The organism is Blastococcus sp. SYSU D00868 (genome assembly GCF_054050575.1).
In genome coordinates this window covers 17,166-34,929 of the sequence record NZ_JBJGZO010000011.1, presented here as the reverse complement: position 1 = coordinate 34,929, position 17,764 = coordinate 17,166, and the positions used below count along the sequence as shown (strand labels likewise).

The 17,764-nt window shown below is 76.3% G+C and carries 19 protein-coding genes; 12 read left to right on the top strand and 7 right to left on the bottom strand.

The features are described from left to right. The first annotated feature begins 542 nt into the window (after positions 1 to 542). Positions 543 to 2,234: an LCP family protein gene (locus ACI79F_RS11755; RefSeq protein WP_456544716.1), complete on the top strand. Its 1,692-nt coding sequence runs from the start codon at positions 543 to 545 to the stop codon at positions 2,232 to 2,234. 126 nt (positions 2,235 to 2,360) lie between these two features. Here the strand turns inward: ACI79F_RS11755 and pstB are convergent, their stop codons facing one another. The 6 genes from pstB to ACI79F_RS11725 form a co-directional block, all read right to left on the bottom strand. Beyond that, positions 2,361 to 3,140, bottom strand: coding sequence for a phosphate ABC transporter ATP-binding protein PstB (gene pstB, locus ACI79F_RS11750; RefSeq protein WP_456544717.1), 780 nt, complete (start codon positions 3,138 to 3,140; stop codon positions 2,361 to 2,363). 28 nt (positions 3,141 to 3,168) lie between these two features. After that, a complete protein-coding gene (pstA, locus tag ACI79F_RS11745) occupies positions 3,169 to 4,248 on the bottom strand; it encodes a phosphate ABC transporter permease PstA (RefSeq protein WP_456544718.1) in 1,080 nt (359 codons plus the stop codon). Further along, a complete protein-coding gene (gene pstC, locus ACI79F_RS11740) occupies positions 4,248 to 5,201 on the bottom strand; it encodes a phosphate ABC transporter permease subunit PstC (RefSeq protein WP_456544719.1) in 954 nt (317 codons plus the stop codon). The genes pstA and pstC overlap by 1 nt, the downstream gene beginning before the upstream one ends. Positions 5,202 to 5,312: 111 nt before the next feature. Then, positions 5,313 to 6,431 carry a phosphate ABC transporter substrate-binding protein PstS gene (pstS, locus tag ACI79F_RS11735; protein ID WP_456544720.1) on the bottom strand — a complete coding sequence of 373 codons (1,119 nt, stop codon included), beginning with the start codon at positions 6,429 to 6,431 and terminating at the stop codon, positions 5,313 to 5,315. A gap of 246 nt (positions 6,432 to 6,677) precedes the next feature. After that, entirely contained in the window at positions 6,678 to 7,583 is a 906-nt protein-coding gene (gene mshD / locus ACI79F_RS11730) for a mycothiol synthase (protein ID WP_456578908.1), read from the bottom strand. 43 nt (positions 7,584 to 7,626) lie between these two features. Further along, a complete protein-coding gene (locus ACI79F_RS11725) occupies positions 7,627 to 8,403 on the bottom strand; it encodes a winged helix-turn-helix transcriptional regulator (RefSeq protein WP_456544721.1) in 777 nt (258 codons plus the stop codon). 86 nt (positions 8,404 to 8,489) lie between these two features. Between ACI79F_RS11725 and ACI79F_RS11720 the strand changes: the two genes are divergently transcribed. From ACI79F_RS11720 to ACI79F_RS11685, 8 genes are all read left to right on the top strand, one after another. Continuing rightward, on the top strand, positions 8,490 to 9,305 hold the full coding sequence (locus ACI79F_RS11720; protein ID WP_456544722.1) for an alpha/beta hydrolase family protein: 816 nt from the start codon (positions 8,490 to 8,492) through the stop codon (positions 9,303 to 9,305). Then, positions 9,302 to 10,135 carry a hypothetical protein gene (locus tag ACI79F_RS11715; protein WP_456544723.1) on the top strand — a complete coding sequence of 278 codons (834 nt, stop codon included), beginning with the start codon at positions 9,302 to 9,304 and terminating at the stop codon, positions 10,133 to 10,135. Before ACI79F_RS11720 ends, ACI79F_RS11715 begins: the two co-directional genes overlap by 4 nt. 5 nt (positions 10,136 to 10,140) lie before the next feature. Further along, positions 10,141 to 10,833 carry an LmeA family phospholipid-binding protein gene (locus tag ACI79F_RS11710; protein ID WP_456544724.1) on the top strand — a complete coding sequence of 231 codons (693 nt, stop codon included), beginning with the start codon at positions 10,141 to 10,143 and terminating at the stop codon, positions 10,831 to 10,833. 84 nt (positions 10,834 to 10,917) lie between these two features. Beyond that, positions 10,918 to 11,364: a TlpA family protein disulfide reductase gene (locus ACI79F_RS11705; RefSeq protein WP_456544725.1), complete on the top strand. Its 447-nt coding sequence runs from the start codon at positions 10,918 to 10,920 to the stop codon at positions 11,362 to 11,364. Between the two features lie 150 nt (positions 11,365 to 11,514). After that, entirely contained in the window at positions 11,515 to 12,039 is a 525-nt protein-coding gene (locus tag ACI79F_RS11700; RefSeq protein ID WP_456544726.1) for a DUF4395 domain-containing protein, read from the top strand. Further along, positions 11,984 to 12,811: a sulfurtransferase gene (locus ACI79F_RS11695; RefSeq protein WP_456544727.1), complete on the top strand. Its 828-nt coding sequence runs from the start codon at positions 11,984 to 11,986 to the stop codon at positions 12,809 to 12,811. Before ACI79F_RS11700 ends, ACI79F_RS11695 begins: the two co-directional genes overlap by 56 nt. Before the next feature lie 14 nt (positions 12,812 to 12,825). After that, positions 12,826 to 13,113 (top strand): DUF1416 domain-containing protein, encoded by a 288-nt coding sequence (locus ACI79F_RS11690; RefSeq protein ID WP_456544728.1) that lies wholly within the window; start codon positions 12,826 to 12,828, stop codon positions 13,111 to 13,113. A gap of 82 nt (positions 13,114 to 13,195) precedes the next feature. Further along, the gene (locus tag ACI79F_RS11685) at positions 13,196 to 13,624 is read left to right on the top strand and encodes a hypothetical protein (protein ID WP_456544729.1); all 429 of its coding nucleotides are present in this window, start codon (positions 13,196 to 13,198) and stop codon (positions 13,622 to 13,624) included. Between the two features lie 19 nt (positions 13,625 to 13,643). Here ACI79F_RS11685 and ACI79F_RS11680 read toward each other — a convergent pair whose 3' ends face one another. After that, positions 13,644 to 14,321 carry a TetR/AcrR family transcriptional regulator gene (locus ACI79F_RS11680; protein ID WP_456544730.1) on the bottom strand — a complete coding sequence of 226 codons (678 nt, stop codon included), beginning with the start codon at positions 14,319 to 14,321 and terminating at the stop codon, positions 13,644 to 13,646. 129 nt (positions 14,322 to 14,450) lie between these two features. Between ACI79F_RS11680 and ACI79F_RS11675 the strand changes: the two genes are divergently transcribed. From ACI79F_RS11675 to ACI79F_RS11665, 3 genes are all read left to right on the top strand, one after another. Beyond that, a complete protein-coding gene (locus ACI79F_RS11675) occupies positions 14,451 to 15,380 on the top strand; it encodes an NAD-dependent epimerase/dehydratase family protein (protein ID WP_456544731.1) in 930 nt (309 codons plus the stop codon). Positions 15,381 to 15,516: 136 nt separating this feature from the next. Then, complete coding sequence (locus ACI79F_RS11670; protein ID WP_456544732.1) at positions 15,517 to 16,053, top strand: FABP family protein; 537 nt, start codon at positions 15,517 to 15,519, stop codon at positions 16,051 to 16,053. Beyond that, positions 16,050 to 17,741 (top strand): DUF885 domain-containing protein, encoded by a 1,692-nt coding sequence (locus ACI79F_RS11665; RefSeq protein ID WP_456544733.1) that lies wholly within the window; start codon positions 16,050 to 16,052, stop codon positions 17,739 to 17,741. Before ACI79F_RS11670 ends, ACI79F_RS11665 begins: the two co-directional genes overlap by 4 nt. Positions 17,742 to 17,764 lie beyond the last annotated feature (23 nt).

Sequence of the window (17,764 nt, the reverse complement as noted above, 5' to 3'; positions counted from 1 at the left end):
GATGGGAAGTCGACGCGGTGGGGGACTCGCGAACGGGGGGCGGCGCCGGTGACGGCGCGGCCGGTCGGGACGACGAGCCGCTGACCCTCGAGCAGCTCATCGCCCGCCAGGGGGCCGGGCCCAGCGGCCGCCGCGCCGCCCGCCGCACCGGCGAGGTGCCGATCCCGCTGCTGCCCGGGGAGCCGCTGCCGGCCCACCGCGGTCCGCGGCCGGCCGTCCCGCCGGCCGGCGCCCGACCTGCGCAGCGGCCCGCGCCCACCCCACCGGCGTCACCGCCGGCGCCGCCCGTCCCGCCGGCACCCGCGCCGCGGCTGGACGAGACGCCGGGCCCCGGCCGCGGACTGCCCCCGGTCCCCCCGGCGCCCGCGCCGGCCGCCTCCCGGCCCGCCGCACCGCCCGCGCCGGCCGCGCCGCCCGCTCCCGGCGTCCAGCTGAGCCTCCCGCTCCCCCCACCGCCGCCCGCCGTCGCGCCGGCGCCTCCCGCCGCCCCCGTGGTGCACCGCAGCGGACCGGTGCCGCCCCTGCCCGGCGGGGGGCCGGGCGTGCAGCGCAGCGGTCCCGTGCCGCCCCTGCCCGGCGTCCGGCACAGCCAGCCGGTGCCCCCGCTGCCCGGCGGCGGGCCGGCCGCGCTCCACGCGCGGCGCGGCAACCCGCTGCCGCCGATCCCCGGGCTGGACGCGCCCGGCCGCTCCGGCGCGACGGCCGCGCCCCGGCCGCCCCGCAGGGAGAGCCGCGCCGCCCGCCGTGCCGCGCGCAGCCCCGGACGCCGGCGGCTGCTGCGGCTGGCGTACGGCGCCGCCGCCCTCGTCGCGCTCGTCGCGGCCTACCACCTGGGCCTCTACGTCTACGTCGACAACAGCATCGAGCGGGTCGAGGCGCTGGCCGCCGACGGCCCCGAGCTGATCGCACCGCAGCTGCAGGAGGGCGCGGCCACCTACCTCGTCGCCGGCACCGGCCTGCCCGGCGCGGAGGGCCCGGGCGGCGTCGCGGCCCTGCTCGCCCGGGTCGCGCCGGACGAGGAGTCCGCCGTCCTGATCAGCCTCCCGCCGACCGCGCTGGTCGACACCCCGGCCTGCGAGGACGCCGACGGCGAGGCGCGCGAGCCCGTCACCGAGCCGTTCGGCGACTCCCTGCTGCGCGGCGGCCCGGCCTGCATGGTGCGCGCGGTGCAGCAGCTCTCCGGCCTGCGGGTCGACCACTACCTCGGCGTCGACCTCGCCCGCCTGCCGGACATGGTCGACGCCCTCGACGGCATCCCCGTCTGCCTGCCGACGGTCACCGACGCCTGGGCGGCCGCCGCCGACCCGCTGCCGGCCGGCGCCTCCGACCTCGACGGCGACCGCGCGGCCGGCTGGCTGCGCCCCGGCGCCGAGGGCACCGACCCCTCCGGGACGGCCGTCGCCGAGCGCGCGCAGGTGCTGCTCACCTCGACGCTGCGGCAGGCCATGTCGCTGGCCGTGCTCGGCAACCCGGTGCGGCTGACGTCGTTCCTCACCACCGCCGCGGACGCGCTCACCGTCGACGAGTCCACCAACCTCGGCGACCTGCGGTCCCTGGCCGGCACGCTGGGCGACCTCGCCGGGGACGCCGTGCAGCGCGTCGCCCTGCCGGTCGCCCAGGCCGGCTACGTGCCCGCCGGCGACGACCAGCCCGTCGTCCTGCTGGACCGCACCGCCACCCGGGAGCTGTTCGAGACGGTGCTCCAGGACGGCCGGCTGCCCGCCGAGGCCGAGCCCGGGGACGCCGTCGCACCCCCCGCCCCGGCGCCGGCCCAGCCGGCCGCCCCGAGTGCGGCGCCGGCCCCGGCGGCGACCACCGTCCCGCCGTCCGCGGTCACCCTCGACGTGCTCAACGGGACGGCGACGGCGGGCCTCGCCGGCACCGTCGCCGACGAGCTGCGCGGGCAGGGCTTCGTCGTCGGCACGGTCGGCAACGAGCCCGGCGGTGTCGACCGGACCGTCGTGCGGCACGGTCCGGGCGCCCTGGCGCAGGCCCAGACGGTCGCGGCGGCGGTCCCGGGTGCTGTCCTGGAGGCCCGCGACGCCCTGGGGGACGGCGTCCAGCTCGTCGTGGGGCCGGACCACACCGCCGTCGTCCCGGTGCCCGCCGCCGCCCCCGAGACCGCGGCCGCGGCACCCGCGGCCGAGCCCGCCGCCGAGGCGGCCCCCGCGGGCGAGGCGCAGACCATCGCCGCGGACGCGCGGCCGGCCTCCGCGTCGGTCAGCTGCGGCTGACCGGTAGGGCGGTCGAGGGGCGGCTCCCCGGCGGCGTGGCGGTCGGCGGCGGCCCGACCGCGGACGGCGACGGCCCGCCCTCCGGGGGAGGACGGGCCGTGACGCGGGACTGCGGTCGGGCTCAGCTCACCCGAAGCGGCCGGAGATGTAGTCCTCGGTGGCCTTCTGGTCGGGGTTGCTGAAGATCTTCTCGGTCGGGTTGAACTCGATGAGCCGCCCCGGCTGGCCGACGCCGTTGAGGTTGAAGAAGCCGGTGGACTCGCTGACCCGGGCCGCCTGCTGCATGTTGTGCGTGACGATGACGATCGTGAACCGCTCCTTGAGCTCGGTCATGAGGTCCTCGATCGCGAGCGTGGAGATCGGGTCCAGCGCCGAGCACGGCTCGTCCATCAGCAGCACGTCGGGCTCGACGGCGATCGCGCGGGCGATGCACAGCCGCTGCTGCTGACCGCCGGACAGGCCCGACCCGGGCCGGTCGAGGCGGTCCTTGACCTCGTTCCAGAGGTTCGCGCCGCGCAGCGACTTCTCGACCAGGTCGTCGGCCTCGGACTTCTTCATCCGCTTGTTGTTGAGGCGGTTGCCGGCGATCACGTTGTCGTAGATCGACATCGTCGGGAACGGGTTGGGCCGCTGGAAGACCATGCCGATCTGCCGGCGCACGTTCACCGGGTCGACGTCGCTGCCGTAGAGGTCCTGGCCGTCCATGACGACCTTGCCCTCGACCCGCGCGCCGGGGAGGACCTCGTGCATCCGGTTCAGCGACCGCAGGAAGGTGGACTTGCCGCAGCCCGAGGGGCCGATCAGGGCGGTGATGCTGCGCGGCTCGATGGAGACGTTGACGCCCTCCACGGCCAGGAAGTTGCCGTAGTAGATGTTGAGGTCGGAGACCTCGATGCGCTTGGCCACGTACGTGTCCTCCTGGTCGGTCGGTCGGTCAGCGACCGGTCTTGGGGGCGAAGAATCGGCTGATCAGGCGGGCGACGACGTTGAGCGCCATGACCAGGATGATGAGCAGCAGGGCCGCCGTCCAGGCCCGGTCGATGAACGCCTGCGTGGCCGTACCCGGCTGGGTCAGCTGGTAGAACGCGAAGACCGGCAGCGTCGCCATGCGCCCGTCGAACGGGTTGAGGTTCGTGCCGGTGATCAGGCCCACGGTGATGAGCAGCGGCGCGGTCTCGCCGACGACGCGGGCGATCGACAGCGTGATCCCGGTGCCCAGGCCCGCGACGGCGGTCGGCAGGACGACCTTGACGACCGTCCGCCACTTCGGCACGCCCAGGGCGTAGCTGGCCTCCCGGAGCTCGTTCGGGACGAGCTTCAGGACCTCCTCGCAGGAGCGGACGACGACCGGGATCATCAGCACCGCCAGGGCGACCGCGCCCATGATCCCCGCGCGGTAGTCGTTGCCGAAGATCAGCGTGAAGAGCGCGAAGGCGAACAGGCCGGCGACGATCGAGGGGATGCCGGTCATGACGTCGACGAAGAACGTGATGGCCCGCTTGAGCCGGCCGGTGCCGTACTCCACCAGATAGATGGCGGTCATCAGGCCGATCGGCACGGAGATGACCGTGGCCAGCGCGGTGATGATCAGCGTGCCGATGATGGCGTGGTAGGCGCCGCCCCCCTCACCGACGACCCGGAACATCGAGTTGGTGAAGAAGTCGCCGTCCAGGCGGGCCAGGCCCTTGTCCAGCACCGTGTAGACCAGCGACACCAGCGGCACCATGGCGATGCCGAACGCGGCCGTGACCAGGCAGGTGACCAGCCGGTCGGCGCCCTTGCGGCGGCCCTCGACGGCGCGGGACACCAGCCACACGACCAGCGTCCCGAGGATGACGCCGTAGATCACCGTGGCCGTGACGCTGAAGCCGGTCACGGCCGACAGGACCGCGCCCAGCGCGATGCCGACGGCGAAGAGGCCCGTCGGGGCGAAGCGGGGCAGCCGCCGCTCGACCCGGACGGGGCCGACGGGCTGCACGGTGGTCTCGGGGGCGGGCCGGATGTCGGTGCTCATCAGTTGGCTCCGGAGAAGTCGGCGCGCCGGTTGACGATCCAGCGGGCGATCATGTTGACCGCGAGGGTGATGACGAACAGCACGAGACCGCTCGCGATGAGCGTGTTGACGCCGATGCCGGTGGCCTCGGGGAACCGCAGCGCGATGTTCGACGCGATCGTCGACGGGTTCGAGTTGGTGATCAGGTTGATCGTGGCGGCGCCGCCGCCGGAGAGGATGATCGCGACGGCCATCGTCTCGCCGAGCGCGCGGCCCAGTCCGAGCATGGCGCCGGCGATGACGCCGGACTTGCCGTAGGGCAGCACCGCCATCTTGATCATCTCCCACCGGGTGGCGCCCAGGGCGAGCGCGGCCTCGCGGTGCAGCGCCGGCGCCTGGCTGAAGACCTCGCGGGCGATGGCCGAGATGATCGGCAGGATCATGACCGCGAGCACCAGGCCGACGGTGAGCATCGTGCGGCCGCTGGCCGACGAGGGGCCGGCGAAGAGCGGGATCCAGCTGACGTTGTCGGCGAGCCACTCGTGGAAGGGCACGAGCTGCGGCGCGAGCACCGCGAGGCCCCAGAAGCCGTAGACGACGCTGGGGATGGCGGCGAGGAGGTCGATCACGTAGCCGAGCCCGGCGGCGATGCGCCGGGGGGCGTAGTAGGTGATGTACAGCGCGATCCCGACCGCGAGCGGTGTCGCCACCACCAGCGCGATGACCGCGCCGAGGAGCGTGCCGACGATCAGCGGCCAGACGTAGCTGCCCAGGCCCTCGCCGCCGGGGATGTCCTCCGCGGGCGCCGTGAGGGCCGGGACCGCCTCGCTGATGAGGAAGGCGGCCACCCCGGCCAGGACGAGCAGGATGAAGATGCCGGAGCCCCGGGCGGTGCCGGAGAAGACCCGGTCACCGGGCCGGCGCACCGTGCGCTGTGCCTTCGGGGGTTCGGTCGGGGCCTTCGTGGCGGTCACCGCTGCTCCGTGGGAGTCGTTCGTGGATGCCTTCGTGGCCGCCCGGGGTCGGACCGGGCGGTGCGCCGGCCCGGGACGTCGGAGGACGCCCGGGCCGGCGCGGGAACCGGATCAGCCGGCGGTGATGGCGTCGACCGCGGTCTGCGCCTGCTCGCGCAGGGAGTCCGAGATCGGGGCGTTCCCGGCGTTGTCGGCGGCCGCCTGCTGGCCGTCCTCGCTGATCACGTACTCCATGAAGGCCTTGACGTTGTCGGCGGTCTCCTGGTCGTCGTAGGTGATGCAGCCGATGTGGTAGCTGACCAGGACGACCGGGTACTCGCCCGTGCCCTCGGTCTGCCGGTTGACCTCGATCGCGAAGTCGTACTCGCCGCGGCCCTCGACGGCCGGGGAGTTCTCGACGACGGCCGCGGCCGCGTCGGCGCTCGGGGCGACGAAGTCGCCGCCCACGGCGACGTTGGCGACCCCGAGGTCGCCGGCCCGGCTGGCGTCGGCGTAGGTGACCGCACCGGCGGTGCTGGTGACGACCTCGACGACGCCGGAGGTGCCGTTGGCGGCCTCGCCGCCCTGCAGCGGCCAGACGCCGTCCGGCTCCGCGGTCCACGCCTCCGGGGCCGCCTGGTGCAGGTAGTCGGTGAAGTTCTCCGTGGTACCCGAGTCGTCGGCGCGGTGCACGGGGGTGATCGCCGTGTCGGGCAGCGTGGCGTCCGGGTTGTCCGCGGCGATCGCCGGGTCGTTCCAGGTGGTGATGGTGCCGCTGAAGATGCCGGCGATCGTCTCGGCCGTGAGGTTCAGCTCGTCGACGCCCTCGAGGTTGAAGATCACCGCGATCGGCGAGATGTAGTTGGGCAGCTCGAAGACCTCGCCGCCGGCGCAGCGCTCCTGCGCCGCGGCCAGCTCCTCCTCGTCCAGCGCGGCGTCGGAGCCGGCGAACGCGGTGGTGCCGGCGAGGAACTGCTCGCGCCCGGCGCCGGAGCCGGCCGGGTCGTAGCTGAACTGCACGTCCGGGTACTCGCCCTGGAAGCCGGCCTGCCACGCCTCCATGGCGGCCTGCTGGCTGCTCGCCCCGGCACCGGCGAGCTCGCCGCTCAGCGACTGGGTGTCGCCCCCGCCGCTGCCACCGTCGCCGCCGGACGAGTCGTCCTCGTTCGCCGCACCGCAGGCGGCCAGGGCCAGCGTGGCGGCCAGAGCCGTGGAGATCGCGAGGGTGCGCGTGCTGCTGCGCAGCTTCAAGTCAGTGCCTTTCGGAGGGTGCCCGGACCTCGTTGCCGGGCAGCACGGAACCAACGTGCTGGGACGCTAAGCAGCCGAGGTGGACGCCTCCGGGTCCCTCGGTGAACGCGAGGTGAACGCCGCCGAAGGACTTCCTGACCGGGTGAGAACCAGCTCACGTCCGTCCGGTGAACCCGCCGCGTGGCGGGTGACATCACGGTCGGATGACGGCCATGGTGGGGGGTTGGCCGGCGGTCGGGGCGCCGGTCAGGAGCGGGGTGCGCGCCGCCAGGAGACGTCGACCGCGAAGCGGGTGAAGCCGCGCTTCTCGTAGAGCGCCACCGCGGGCACGTTGTCGGCCTCGACGTAGAGCATGACCTCGCGCAGCCCCCGCCCGCGCAGGTGTGCCAGGCCCAGGTCGGTCAGCGCGCGGCCCAGGCCGCCGCCCTGCGCGCCCGGGGCGATGCCCAGCACGTAGACCTCGCCGATCGCCTCGTCGCCGGCGTCGCCCGGCGGGTGCACCTTGGTCCAGTGCGAGCCGAGGAGCTCGCCGTCCTCGGGTGCGCCCCGCCAGGCCAGGAAGAACCCGGCCGGGTCGAACCAGGGCTCGGCCTCGCGCAGCGCCAGGTCCGCGGCGGTCCAGCCGCCCTGCTCGGGGTGGGTGGCGAAGGCGGCCGCGTTCACCCGCAGCCAGGCCTCCTCGTCCCGCCCCGGCCGGAACGGCAGCACCTGCACCCCGGCGGGCAGGACGGGCCGCGGGTCGGGGTCGACGCCGGCCAGGTCGCGCCGCATCTGCAGCAGCGTGCGGGCCCGGTCGTAGCCGCCGGTGGCCGCCAGCTCGGCCGAGCCGGGCAGGTCCCCGTGCGCCCACACCCGCAGCGGCCGGTCGCCGGCCAGCTCCTCGAGCCGGCCGAGCAGGGCCCGGCCGGTGCCGCGGCGCCGGGCCTCGGGGTGCACCACGAGCTCGCCCTCGGCGTCGCCGGCGCCGTCCCCGCCCTCGAAGCGGGCGTACCCGACCACCGCCTCCCCGGCCAGCGCCAGCACGTCGCGTCCGCCGGCGGGGCCGCCGTGCTGCAGCCGCAGCTCGGCCTCCTCCGACAGCGGGCGGACGCCGTCGGCGGCCGTGGCGGCGCGCAGCAGCGCCAGCACGGCCGCGGTCTCGGCGGGGCCCAGCCGGGCGACGTCCCGGACGGTCGGGTCGATGCTCAGCGCGGGCTCAGCGCAGCGGGGCGGCCGGCAGGTCGGCGGGCGCGCCGCCGGTGGCCGGCCGCGACTCGGCCGCCTCCGCCCGGGCCGCCGCCGCGGAGGCGTCGGCGACCTGCTGGTCGAGCTTGTAGCCGACGTTGCGGACGGTGCCGATGAGCGCCTCGTGCTCGGTGCCCAGCTTGGCGCGCAGCCGGCGGACGTGGACGTCGACCGTCCGGGTGCCGCCGAAGTAGTCGTAGCCCCAGATCTCCTGCAGCAGCTGCGCCCGGGAGAAGACCCGCCCCGGGTGCTGGGCCAGGTACTTGAGGAGCTCGAACTCCTTGTAGGTCAGGTCGAGCGGGCGGCCGCGCAGCTTCGCCGAGTAGCTGTGCTCGTCGATGACCAGCTCGCCGGCCTGGGTCACGCCGCCGTCGGGGCCGTCGGCGGGGGTGGCGGCGGCCAGCCGGCGCGCGGTGGCCCACTTGAGCCGGGCGTCGACCTCGGCCGGGCCGGCGGTGTCGAGGAGGACGTCGTCGACGCCCCAGTCGGCCGACAGCGCGACCAGCCCGCCCTCGGAGAGGACGGCGACTAGCGCCGACGCCACCCCGGTGGAGGACAGCAGCCCGCACAGCGTCCGGGCCTGGATCAGGTCGTGGCGGGCGTCGACGAGCACCACGTCGCCGGAGTCGCCGTCCAGCAGGCTGGACAGCTCGGGCGCCACCACGCGCACCTGGTGACCGAGCAGCCCGAGGGCGGGCAGCACCTCGGTCGTGGCCTGGCGCGCTGCCGTCATGAGCACGAGTCGCACGGCGTCTCCTCACGGAGCCGGGGACGAACGGGTCGTCCGGGAGCCCACGACGGCGCTGTCGGGTGTGAACACGCACGATAGCCGACGTGCTGCCCGATCCACCCCTCCCGCGGGGCACCCGTCCGGTGGACCGGCTGCCGGGCGTGCGCCGCCTGGCCGTCGTGGCCGCCGACGGGGTGCGGCTGGAGGGCGTCGTCGTGCCGGCCGAGCCGCCGGCGCCGCCCGCCCGCCCGGTCGCCTTCGTCGTCGCCCACGGGTTCACCAACTCCACCGCCCGCCCGGACCTCCGCCGGCTGGCGGGGTGGCTGCGGCGCTTCGGCGAGGTGCGGGCGCTGGACTTCCGCGGGCACGGTCGCTCCGGCGGCGCCAGCAGCACCGGCGGGGACGCCGAGCTGCTCGACGTCGACGCCGCGGTCGCCGCGGCCCGGGCCGACGGCGCGGGCGCGGTCGTCACCGTGGGGATGTCGATGGGCGGCGGCGCGGTGCTGCGGCACGGCGCGCTGGGCCGGCACCGGCCCGACGCCGTGGTGAGCGTCAGCGCGGTCAGCCGCTGGTACGTGCGGGACACCGCCGCGATGCGCCGGGTGCACTGGCTGCTGGAGACGACCGCGGGCCGCCGGGTCGGCGCGCGGGTGATGGGGGTGCGGCTGGCGCCGCCGTGGCTCACCCCGCCGTCCGCCCCGCTGGAGGTGGTGGCCCGGATCGCCCCCACCCCGCTGCTGCTGGTGCACGGCGACCGCGACGGCTACTTCCCGCTCGAGCACTTCCGCGCGCTCGCCGCGGCGGCCGGGCCGACCGCCACCGCGTGGGTGGTGCCCGGGTTCGGACACGCCGAGAGCGGCGCCACCGCCCCGCTCGTCGAGCGGATCGGACGGTGGGTGTCTGCGACGATCGGGACGTGAGTGCCATCGCGTCCGACGTCGAGGTCCCGGCGCGGGCGCACCACCTGCCCGCGGCCCTCGTCGCCGCGGTCGGCACCGCGCTGCTCGTGCTGCTGCCCGCCCAGCTGGGGGAGCGCGGGACGCTCGTCGCCGTCCTGGTGCTGCAGGCGGCGCTGGTCGCGGCGTGGGTGCCGGCCACCGGGCTGCGCGGCGGCGCCGGGACGGCGCTGCTCGGCGGGGCCGCGGCCGCCGCCGCGGACCTGATGCTCGTGCTGCCGGACCGGCCCGAGCTCGGCGACCTGCTGGCGGTGCCGGGCGTCGCCTTCGTCGCGGCGGTGCTGCACCAGATGCTGCGCCGGCCGCCGCGCCAGGACGTCGTCGGCTCGCTGGCCGGCACCCTGCTGCTGGTCTGCGCCGTCTGCGCGCTGGCGGTGCTGCTGCGGCTGCCCGACGAGGCCGGCGGCGAGCGCCCCGCGGCCACCGCCGCCCTCGTGGTGGGCGCGGCGCTGGTGGCCGGGCACCTGGTCGACGCGGTGGTGCCGCGCCCGCAGGTGGCCGCCGGGATCGACTGCGGCGTGCTGGGCCTGCTCGTCGCGCTGCTGGCGGGGGTCGGCGTGGCGGTGCTGCGGCACGCGCCGGGCGGGCTGGCCGACACGCTGTCCTCGGTGACCGTGGGCCTGGCCCTCGCCGGCGTGGCGACGCTGGTCGGGCTGGCCGGCAGCTACGTCGTCGCCGGGGCCGACGGCGGCGGGCCGCGCCGCGCCGCGGCCGCGCCGGTGCTGCAGGCGGTCCTGCCCATCGCCGCGTGCGCCCCGGTGGCCTTCTCGCTGGCCCTGCAGACGGCGTTCTGACCGCGGTGAGGGCCCTGCTCGTCACGCTCGTCGTCCTGGTCGTGCTCGCGCTGGTCGCCGACCGGGTGGCGGTCGGCGTGGCCGAGGACCGGGTCGCCGACGTCCTCGCCGAGCAGGGGGAGCTCGCCGGCCCGCCGGAGGTGTCCTTCGAGGGCTGGCCGTTCCTGACCCAGGTGGTGGCCGGCGACTACGACGACGTCCGGATCCGGCTGGACGCCGGCGACCTCGCCGAGCCCGACGGCACCTCGGCCGACGTGCGGCTGCGCGGCGTGCACGTGCCGCTGTCGGCCGTGCTCGGCGGCTCGGTCACCGAGATCCCGGTGGACCGGATCGACGGCACGGTGACCCTCTCCTACGAGCTGCTCTCCCGCGAGCTCGGCACCGACACCACGCTGGTCCCGGAGGGCGACGGGCTGCGGCTGACCAAGACCGTGCAGGTGCTGGGGTTCGAGGTGCCGCTCACCGCGGTCGGCACGGTGCGGCTGGAGGGGCAGGAGCTGGTCGTCGACGTCGACGAGGCCGGCGCCGCGGGCGTGGACCTGCCCGGCCGGGTCGTCGACGCGGCCAGCGACGCGCTGGACCTGCGCTACCCGCTCGACCTCCCCTTCGGCCTGGAGCTGACCGGCGTGACCCCCGCGGAGGACGGCGTGCGCGTCACCGGCGGGGCGACCGACACGGTGCTGACCGCCGGCGGCTGACCTCCGGCGGCTGACCTCCGGCGGCCGGGAGGCGGCGGTCGGCCGCGGGAATGCGCGGCGCCGTCGCGGTGCTGGGGGACGGTGATGGACGCCGCGGGGATCGTCGCGCTGGCCGCCGCGCTGCTGGTGACCGCGGCGGTCGCCTGGTGGCTGCGGGCCCGCAGCGGGGCGCTGCGGCCGGCCGCGGACGGGCGGGAGGACGACGTGGGGACGACGGAGGTGCTGGCGGGCCTGGGCGTGCGCCCGGCCGAGGCGGACCTGACCGTCGTCCAGTTCTCCACGGCCTTCTGCGCGCCCTGCCGGGCCACCCGCGCGCGGCTGCAGCAGCTGCAGCAGACCCGGCCCGGACTCGCGTACGTGCACGTGGACGCCGAGAGCCACCTCGACGCGGTCCGCGCGCTCGACGTCCGGCGCACCCCGACGCTGTTCTACCTCGACCGCGCGGGGCGGCTGCTCGGGCGCAGCAGCGGCGCCCCCCGGCCGGAGGAGCTCACCGCCCTGGTGGACGCCCACACCGGGGCCGCGAGGTGATCGGCTACTCTCCCCGCGTGGGCATCCTGCTGACCTCGCGCCGCACAGTGGACCTGTGCCGCGTCGGCAGCTGCCTCTGTCCGACCTGCTGAGGTCGGTCCCGACCGTCCAGACGTGCCCTGTCCGCCGTCCGAAGGTCCTCGTCCCCCCATGACTGCACCGTCGCGTCAGATCGACGTGCGCGGGCCCCGCTTCGCCGCGTGGGTCACCGCCGTCGTGCTCGCCGCCGGCCTGCTGACCGCCAACGGCTGGGTGGTGGCCGCGCAGGCCGCCGTCTTCGCCGTCGGCGCGCTCGCCGGCCTGCGGTACGCGCCCTACGGGGTGGTCTTCCGGGTCCTGGTCGCGCCGCGGCTGGGCCCCGTCCGGGAGCGCGAGCCCGAGGCCCCGCCGCGCTTCGCGCAGCTCGTCGGCCTCGTCTTCGCCGCGGCCGGCGCGCTCGGCTACCTGCTCGACGCGCCGCTGGCCGGCGCGATCGCCACCGGCCTCGCGCTGGTGGCGGCCTGCTCAACGCGGCCACCGGCTTCTGCCTCGGCTGCGAGCTCCACCTGCTCGTCCGTCGGGCGCGCGCCGCCCGCACCGCCTGACCGCACCCAACCCACCACAGGGAGGAACACCCCCCATGAGCCGCAACGACGTGCTCGTCACCACCGAGTGGGCCCAGGAGCACCTCGGTGACCCGGGCCTGGTCTTCGTCGAGGTCGACGAGGACACCAGCGCCTACGACGGCGGCCACATCGAGGGCGCCGTGAAGCTGGACTGGAAGCAGGACCTCCAGGACCCGCTGCGCCGCGACTACATCGGCAAGGACGCGTTCGAGGCGCTGCTGTCCTCCCGGGGCATCGGCAACGACGACACCGTGATCCTGTACGGCGGCAACAACAACTGGTTCGCCGCCTACGCCTACTGGTACTTCAAGATCTACGGCCACCGCGACGTCAAGCTCATCGACGGCGGCCGCAAGAAGTGGGAGCTCGACGGCCGCCCGCTGTCCAAGGACCCGGTGCAGCGCCCGGCCACGCAGTACAAGGCCCAGGACCCGGACTTCTCGATCCGCGCCTTCCGCGACGAGGTCGTCGCCGCGATCGGCACCAAGAACCTCGTCGACGTCCGCTCGCCCGACGAGTTCTCCGGCAAGATCCTCGCCCCGGCGCACCTGCCGCAGGAGCAGTCGCAGCGGCCCGGCCACGTGCCCACCGCGATCAACATCCCGTGGAGCAAGGCGGCCAACGAGGACGGCACGTTCAAGTCCGACGAGGAGCTCGCGAAGCTCTACGCCGACCAGGGCTTCGACGACAGCCGCGAGACCATCGCCTACTGCCGGATCGGCGAGCGGTCGAGCCACACGTGGTTCGTGCTGCAGGAGCTGCTCGGCAAGAAGAACGTCAAGAACTACGACGGCAGCTGGGTCGAGTACGGCTCGCTCGTCGGCGTCCCGATCGAGAAGTGAGCTGAGGAGACATCATGTGCGCTGCACCCAAGCAGGGCGGGACCCTCGTCGACGTCGGTAACCAGACGGTCATCCAGGGCCAGGTCTGGCACGACGGCGCCCCCGTCGCCGGGGCCTACGTCCGGCTGCTGGACGGCACCGACGAGTTCACCGCCGAGGTCGTCACCAGCCCCGAGGGCGAGTTCCGCTTCTTCGCCGCCCCCGGGCAGTGGAAGCTGCGCTCGCTCGCCCCGGTGGGCAAGGGCGAGCGGGTCGTCTCGGCCGAGGTCGGCCTGAACGAGACCACGCTGGTCATCGAGTAACAGCGGTCCGCTCTCCCCGGCGCCCCTCTCCGCCCCTGGCGGGGAGGGGCGCCGTCGCGTCCGGGTGGTGCAGGATGCCCCGGTGCAGCACGCGCCGGTCCCGCCACCCGGCCCCGCGCCGGACCGGTCCGCGGGGACGACGGCGTTCCTGGCGCTGCTGTGGGCCGGCTGGGTCCTCGTCCCCGTCGGGCTCGCCGTCGCCGCCCTCGGGAACCTGCTGACCTTCTTCGGCGAGCAGCCGACGGAGGCCGAGCAGGCGGACGCGCGGCGCCTGTTCGTCCTGGCCGCGGGCGTCGCCGTGGCGATCCCCCTGGTCGGGCTGGTCGCGAGCCTGCGCGCGCAGCGGAGGGGGAGCGCGGTCGCGTTCGGCTGCGCGCTGGCCGTCGCGGGCGTCGTCGCGCTGGCGGTCGCCGTCGCGGCGGCGCGGGCGGCCCCGGACGAGGTCGCCCCGCGCGAGCCCGGCGGGTGCCAGGAGCACAGCGGCGGCGACACCCGCTGCCCGGGCGGCTGACCGCGCCGGGCCCGGCGGATCAGAGGCCGATCAGCCGGCCCAGCTCGGTGACGGCGCGGTCGAAGTACCGGTCGGCGTCGCCGACCGACCCGACGTAGTGGCCGAACAGCTCGAAGCTGATCGTCCCGTAGAGCGAGCACCACGCCAGCAGCGCCCGCACCCGGACCGTGTCGTCCAGCGCCGGGTGCTCGCCGCCGAGCACGGCGACGGCGGCGTCGCTGACCAGCTCCGGGTCGCGCTCGCCGGCCGCGTCGGGCAGCGCGCCGGCCCGGGCCGCGTCGCCGAGCACCCGCCCGAGCACGATCCCGACCCGGCTGGCGGCCGCCACCGTGTCCTGCGGGGCCGAGTAGCCCGGCACCGGGGAGCCGTAGAGCAGCGCGTACTCGTGCGGGTGTGCGCACGCCCAGCCGCGCACCGCGCGGCAGACGGCCAGCCAGCGCTGCGCGGGCGGGGCCGCGGGGTCGTCGGCCGCCTCCGCGGCGGCGCCCAGCGCGTCGTAGCCGTCGATGATCAGGCGGGTCAGCAGGTCGTCCCGACTGGGGAAGTAGCGGTACAGCGCCGAGGAGGCCATGCCGAGCTCGCGGGCGACCGCCCGCAGGGACAGAGCCGCGGCCCCGACCTCGGCGAGCTGGCGGCGGGCGGCGTCGGTGATCTCGCCGGTGATCTCGGCGCGGACGCGCTCGCGGGCGGTGGGCACGGGCCGATGATGCCGTGTCGAGATCGGTGTACGCAACCGCGAGCACCGCTCTTGACAGCGCTGGAGAGCCGGTGCGACGGTTGATCTGCACCGAGAGCACCGCTCTCGAAACGACCCGAGGAGGACGCCGTGGCACTGCACGTCATCGTGGGCAAGGGGCCGGTCGGCTCGACGACGGCGGAGCTGCTCGCCGCCCGCGGGCACCGGGTGCGGGTGCTGTCGCGCAGCGGCGGCACGTCGACGCCGGAGGTCGAGCACCGGCGGGTCGACGCCGCCGACGCCGCCGCCCTCACCGAGGCCACCCGCGGCGCCGCGGCCCTCTACAACGCCGTCAACCCCGCCTACTCCCGCTGGCCCACCGACTGGCCGCCGGTCGCCGCCGCGCTGCTGGCCGCCGCCGAGCGCACCGGCGCCGTCCTGGTCACCATGGGCAACCTCTACGGCTACGGCCGGCCGACGGCGCCGATGACGCCCGACTCCCCGCTGGCCGCCACCGACACCAAGGGCCGGGTCCGCAACCGGATGTGGGCCGACGCGCTGGCCGCGCACCGGGCGGGCCGGATCCGCATGACCGAGGCCCGCGCCGCGGACTTCGTCGGCCCGCAGGTGCCCGCGGCGCAGTCGCACCTGGTCCGCCAGCTGCCGGCGGTGCGGCGCGGACGCCGGTCCTGGGTCGTCGGCGACCCGGACGCGCCACGGTCGTGGAGCTACCTCCCCGACGTCGCGGCCACCCTGGTGGCCCTCGCGACCGACGAGCGGGCGCTGGGCCGGGCCTGGCACGTGCCGAGCAGCCCGCCGCGGTCGCAGCGCGAGGCGATCGCCGACCTGTGCGCGGCCGCCGGCCGGCCCGCCGTGCCGGTGAGCGGCATCCCGTGGCCGGTGCTGCGGGCGGCCGGTGTGTTCTCGCCGATGATGCGCGAGGTCGTCGACGTCCGGCACCAGTTCGACCAGCCGTACCTGATCGACGCCTCGGCGACGACGGAGACGTTCGGCCTGGCCGCCACGCCGTGGGCCGAGGTCGTCGCCGCGACCGTCCGGGCGGTGCCGGTGGCCGCCTGAGCGGGCGGGCGCGGCGGCGTCCTACGGTGGGGCCCATGCTCACTGCCTGGGTCCTCGTCGCCCTGGTGTCGCTGGCTGCCCTCGGCAGCGGGTACGGCGCCGTCCGCCTCGCCCGCGGTCCGCGGGGGTCGCGCCGGTGACCGAGCCGACGCAACTGCCGGTCGAGGACACCGTCGACGTCCGCTCCGGACCCGAGGTCGCCCACGAGCTGCTGGGGCTGCTGCCGCTGCTCGGCGAGTGGCACGGCGAGGGCGTGAGCGCCGGCGCCGAGGGGGACCGGCGGTTCGGCCAGTGGATGCGCTTCGCGCACGACGGGCGCGGCTTCCTCGCCTACGAGTCGCGGACCTGGCTGATCGGGGACGACGGCCGGCCGGCGGGCCCGGACGCCCGGGAGGCCGGCTTCTGGCGGCCGCGCGGCGAGGACGAGGTCGAGCTGCTCGTCGTCGACCCCGCCGGGCTGCTCGAGCTCTACGTCGGGCGGGCCCGGACGACGACCAGCTGGGAGCTGACCTCCGACGTCCTCGCGCACACCCCCGAGGGGCCGGACGTGACCCGCGCCGTGCGGCTCTACGGGCTGGTCGAGGGTGGTGCGCTGGCGTACGCGATCGACCGCGCCGCCGGGGACGCGCCGCTGCGGCCCACGATGTCGGCACGGCTCGACCGGATCCGGTGAGCGGGGCGACGGGCCCGCGGCAGGTCGCCGACCGGTACGTCGCGCAGCTGTGCGAGCTCGACCCGCTGGTCTCGACGTCGCTGGGCACCCCCGGGGCCGACCGGCTCCCCGACACCACGCCCGAGGGGCCCGAGGCGCGCGCCGAGCTGGCCCGCCGGACGCTGGCCGAGCTCGCCGCGGCGCCGGCGTCCGACCCCGGCGCGCGGCGGTGCGCCCGGCTGCTGGGCGAGCGGCTCGGCGCCGACCTCGCGCTGCACGAGGCCGGCGAGGGGCTGCGGGAGCTGTCGAACCTGTTCAGCCCGGTGCACGCGATCCGGCAGGTCTTCATGCTCATGCCCGCCGACGGCGAGGAGGACTGGTCGGTCCTGGCCCGGCGGATGGCCGGGGTGCCGGCGGCCTACCGCGGGTTCGTGACCACCCTCCGCGAGGGCGCCCGGCGCGGACTGCTCGTGGCGCCGCGCCAGGTGACGACGGTCGTCGGCCAGCTCGACGCGTGGCTGGCCGGCCCCTGGTTCGGCACGTTCGCCGCGGCCGGCCCGCCGGCGCTGCGCCGCGAGCTGGACGCGGCCGCCGCGGCCGCGGACGCCGCCGTCGCCGAGGTGCGCGACTTCCTCCGCGACGAGTACCTGCCCCGCGCGGAGGGGACGCCGGACGCGGTCGGCCGGGAGCGCTACGCCCTGGCCGCCCGCCGCTGGACCGGCGCGGACCTCGGCGCCGGCGGCCGGCTGGAGGAGGCCTACGCCTTCGGCTGGGACGAGCACCGCAGGCTCCTGGCCGAGCAGCGGCGGGCCGCGGCGGAGGTGCTCGGCGCGGCCGGGGAGGCCGGCGACTCGCCGCGGGCGGCGATGCGCTGGGTCGAGCGGCACGGCCCCGCCGTCGACGGCGTCGAGGCCACCCGCCGGCACCTGCAGGGGATCATGGACCGGGCGATCGAGGCGCTGGACGGCGTCCACTTCGACATCGCCGAGCCGCTGCGCCGGGTGGAGGCCGTCGTCTCGCCGCCGGGGAGCGCGGCCGGCGCCTACTACACCCCGCCGTCGCAGGACTTCTCCCGGCCCGGGCGGACGTGGTTGCCGGTCCTCGGCCGCGAGCGCTTCCCGCTCTGGGACCTGGTGTCGATCTGGTACCACGAGGGCGTCCCGGGCCACCACCTGCAGCTGGCCCAGTGGGTGCTGCGCGCCGGGGACCTGTCGGTGTTCCAGACGTCGGTGGGCATGGTGGGCGCGGACATCGAGGGCTGGGCGCTGTACGCCGAGCGGCTGATGGACGAGCTCGGCTACTTCACCGAGCCGTGGGCGCGGCTGGGCTACCTCGACGGGCAGCAGCTGCGGGCCATGCGGGTCGTCGTCGACCTGGGCATGCACCTGCGGCTGCCCGTGCCGGACGACGCCGGCGGCGTGCTGGCCGACCACCGCGGCCGGCCGTGGACGCCGGAGCTCGCGCGGGCGTTCCTCGGCGAGCACAGCGGCAGCACGGCGGCCTTCCTCGACAGCGAGCTGGTGCGCTACCTCGGCGTCCCCGGGCAGGCGATCGGCTACAAGCTGGGCGAGCGGGCCTGGCTGGCCGGGCGGGCGGCGGCCCGGCGCGCGCGGGGACCGGAGTTCGACCTCAGGGCCTGGCACATGGCCGCGCTGTCCCAGGGCTCCCTCGGCCTCGACGACCTGGAGTCCGAGCTCGCCCGGCTCTGAGCGCCCCACCGATGACCCCCGGC

Bases quoted from the DNA above. Each gene is read 5' to 3' on its own strand.
- pstA (WP_456544718.1), bottom strand. From the start codon at position 4,248: ATGAGCACCGACATCCGGCCCGCCCCCGAGACCACCGTGCAGCCCGTC.
- ACI79F_RS11700 (WP_456544726.1), top strand. From the start codon at position 11,515: ATGACTGCACCGTCGCGTCAGATCGACGTGCGCGGGCCCCGCTTCGCC.
- ACI79F_RS11690 (WP_456544728.1), top strand. From the start codon at position 12,826: ATGTGCGCTGCACCCAAGCAGGGCGGGACCCTCGTCGACGTCGGTAAC.
- ACI79F_RS11705 (WP_456544725.1), top strand. From the start codon at position 10,918: ATGGACGCCGCGGGGATCGTCGCGCTGGCCGCCGCGCTGCTGGTGACC.
- ACI79F_RS11695 (WP_456544727.1), top strand. From the start codon at position 11,984: ATGAGCCGCAACGACGTGCTCGTCACCACCGAGTGGGCCCAGGAGCAC.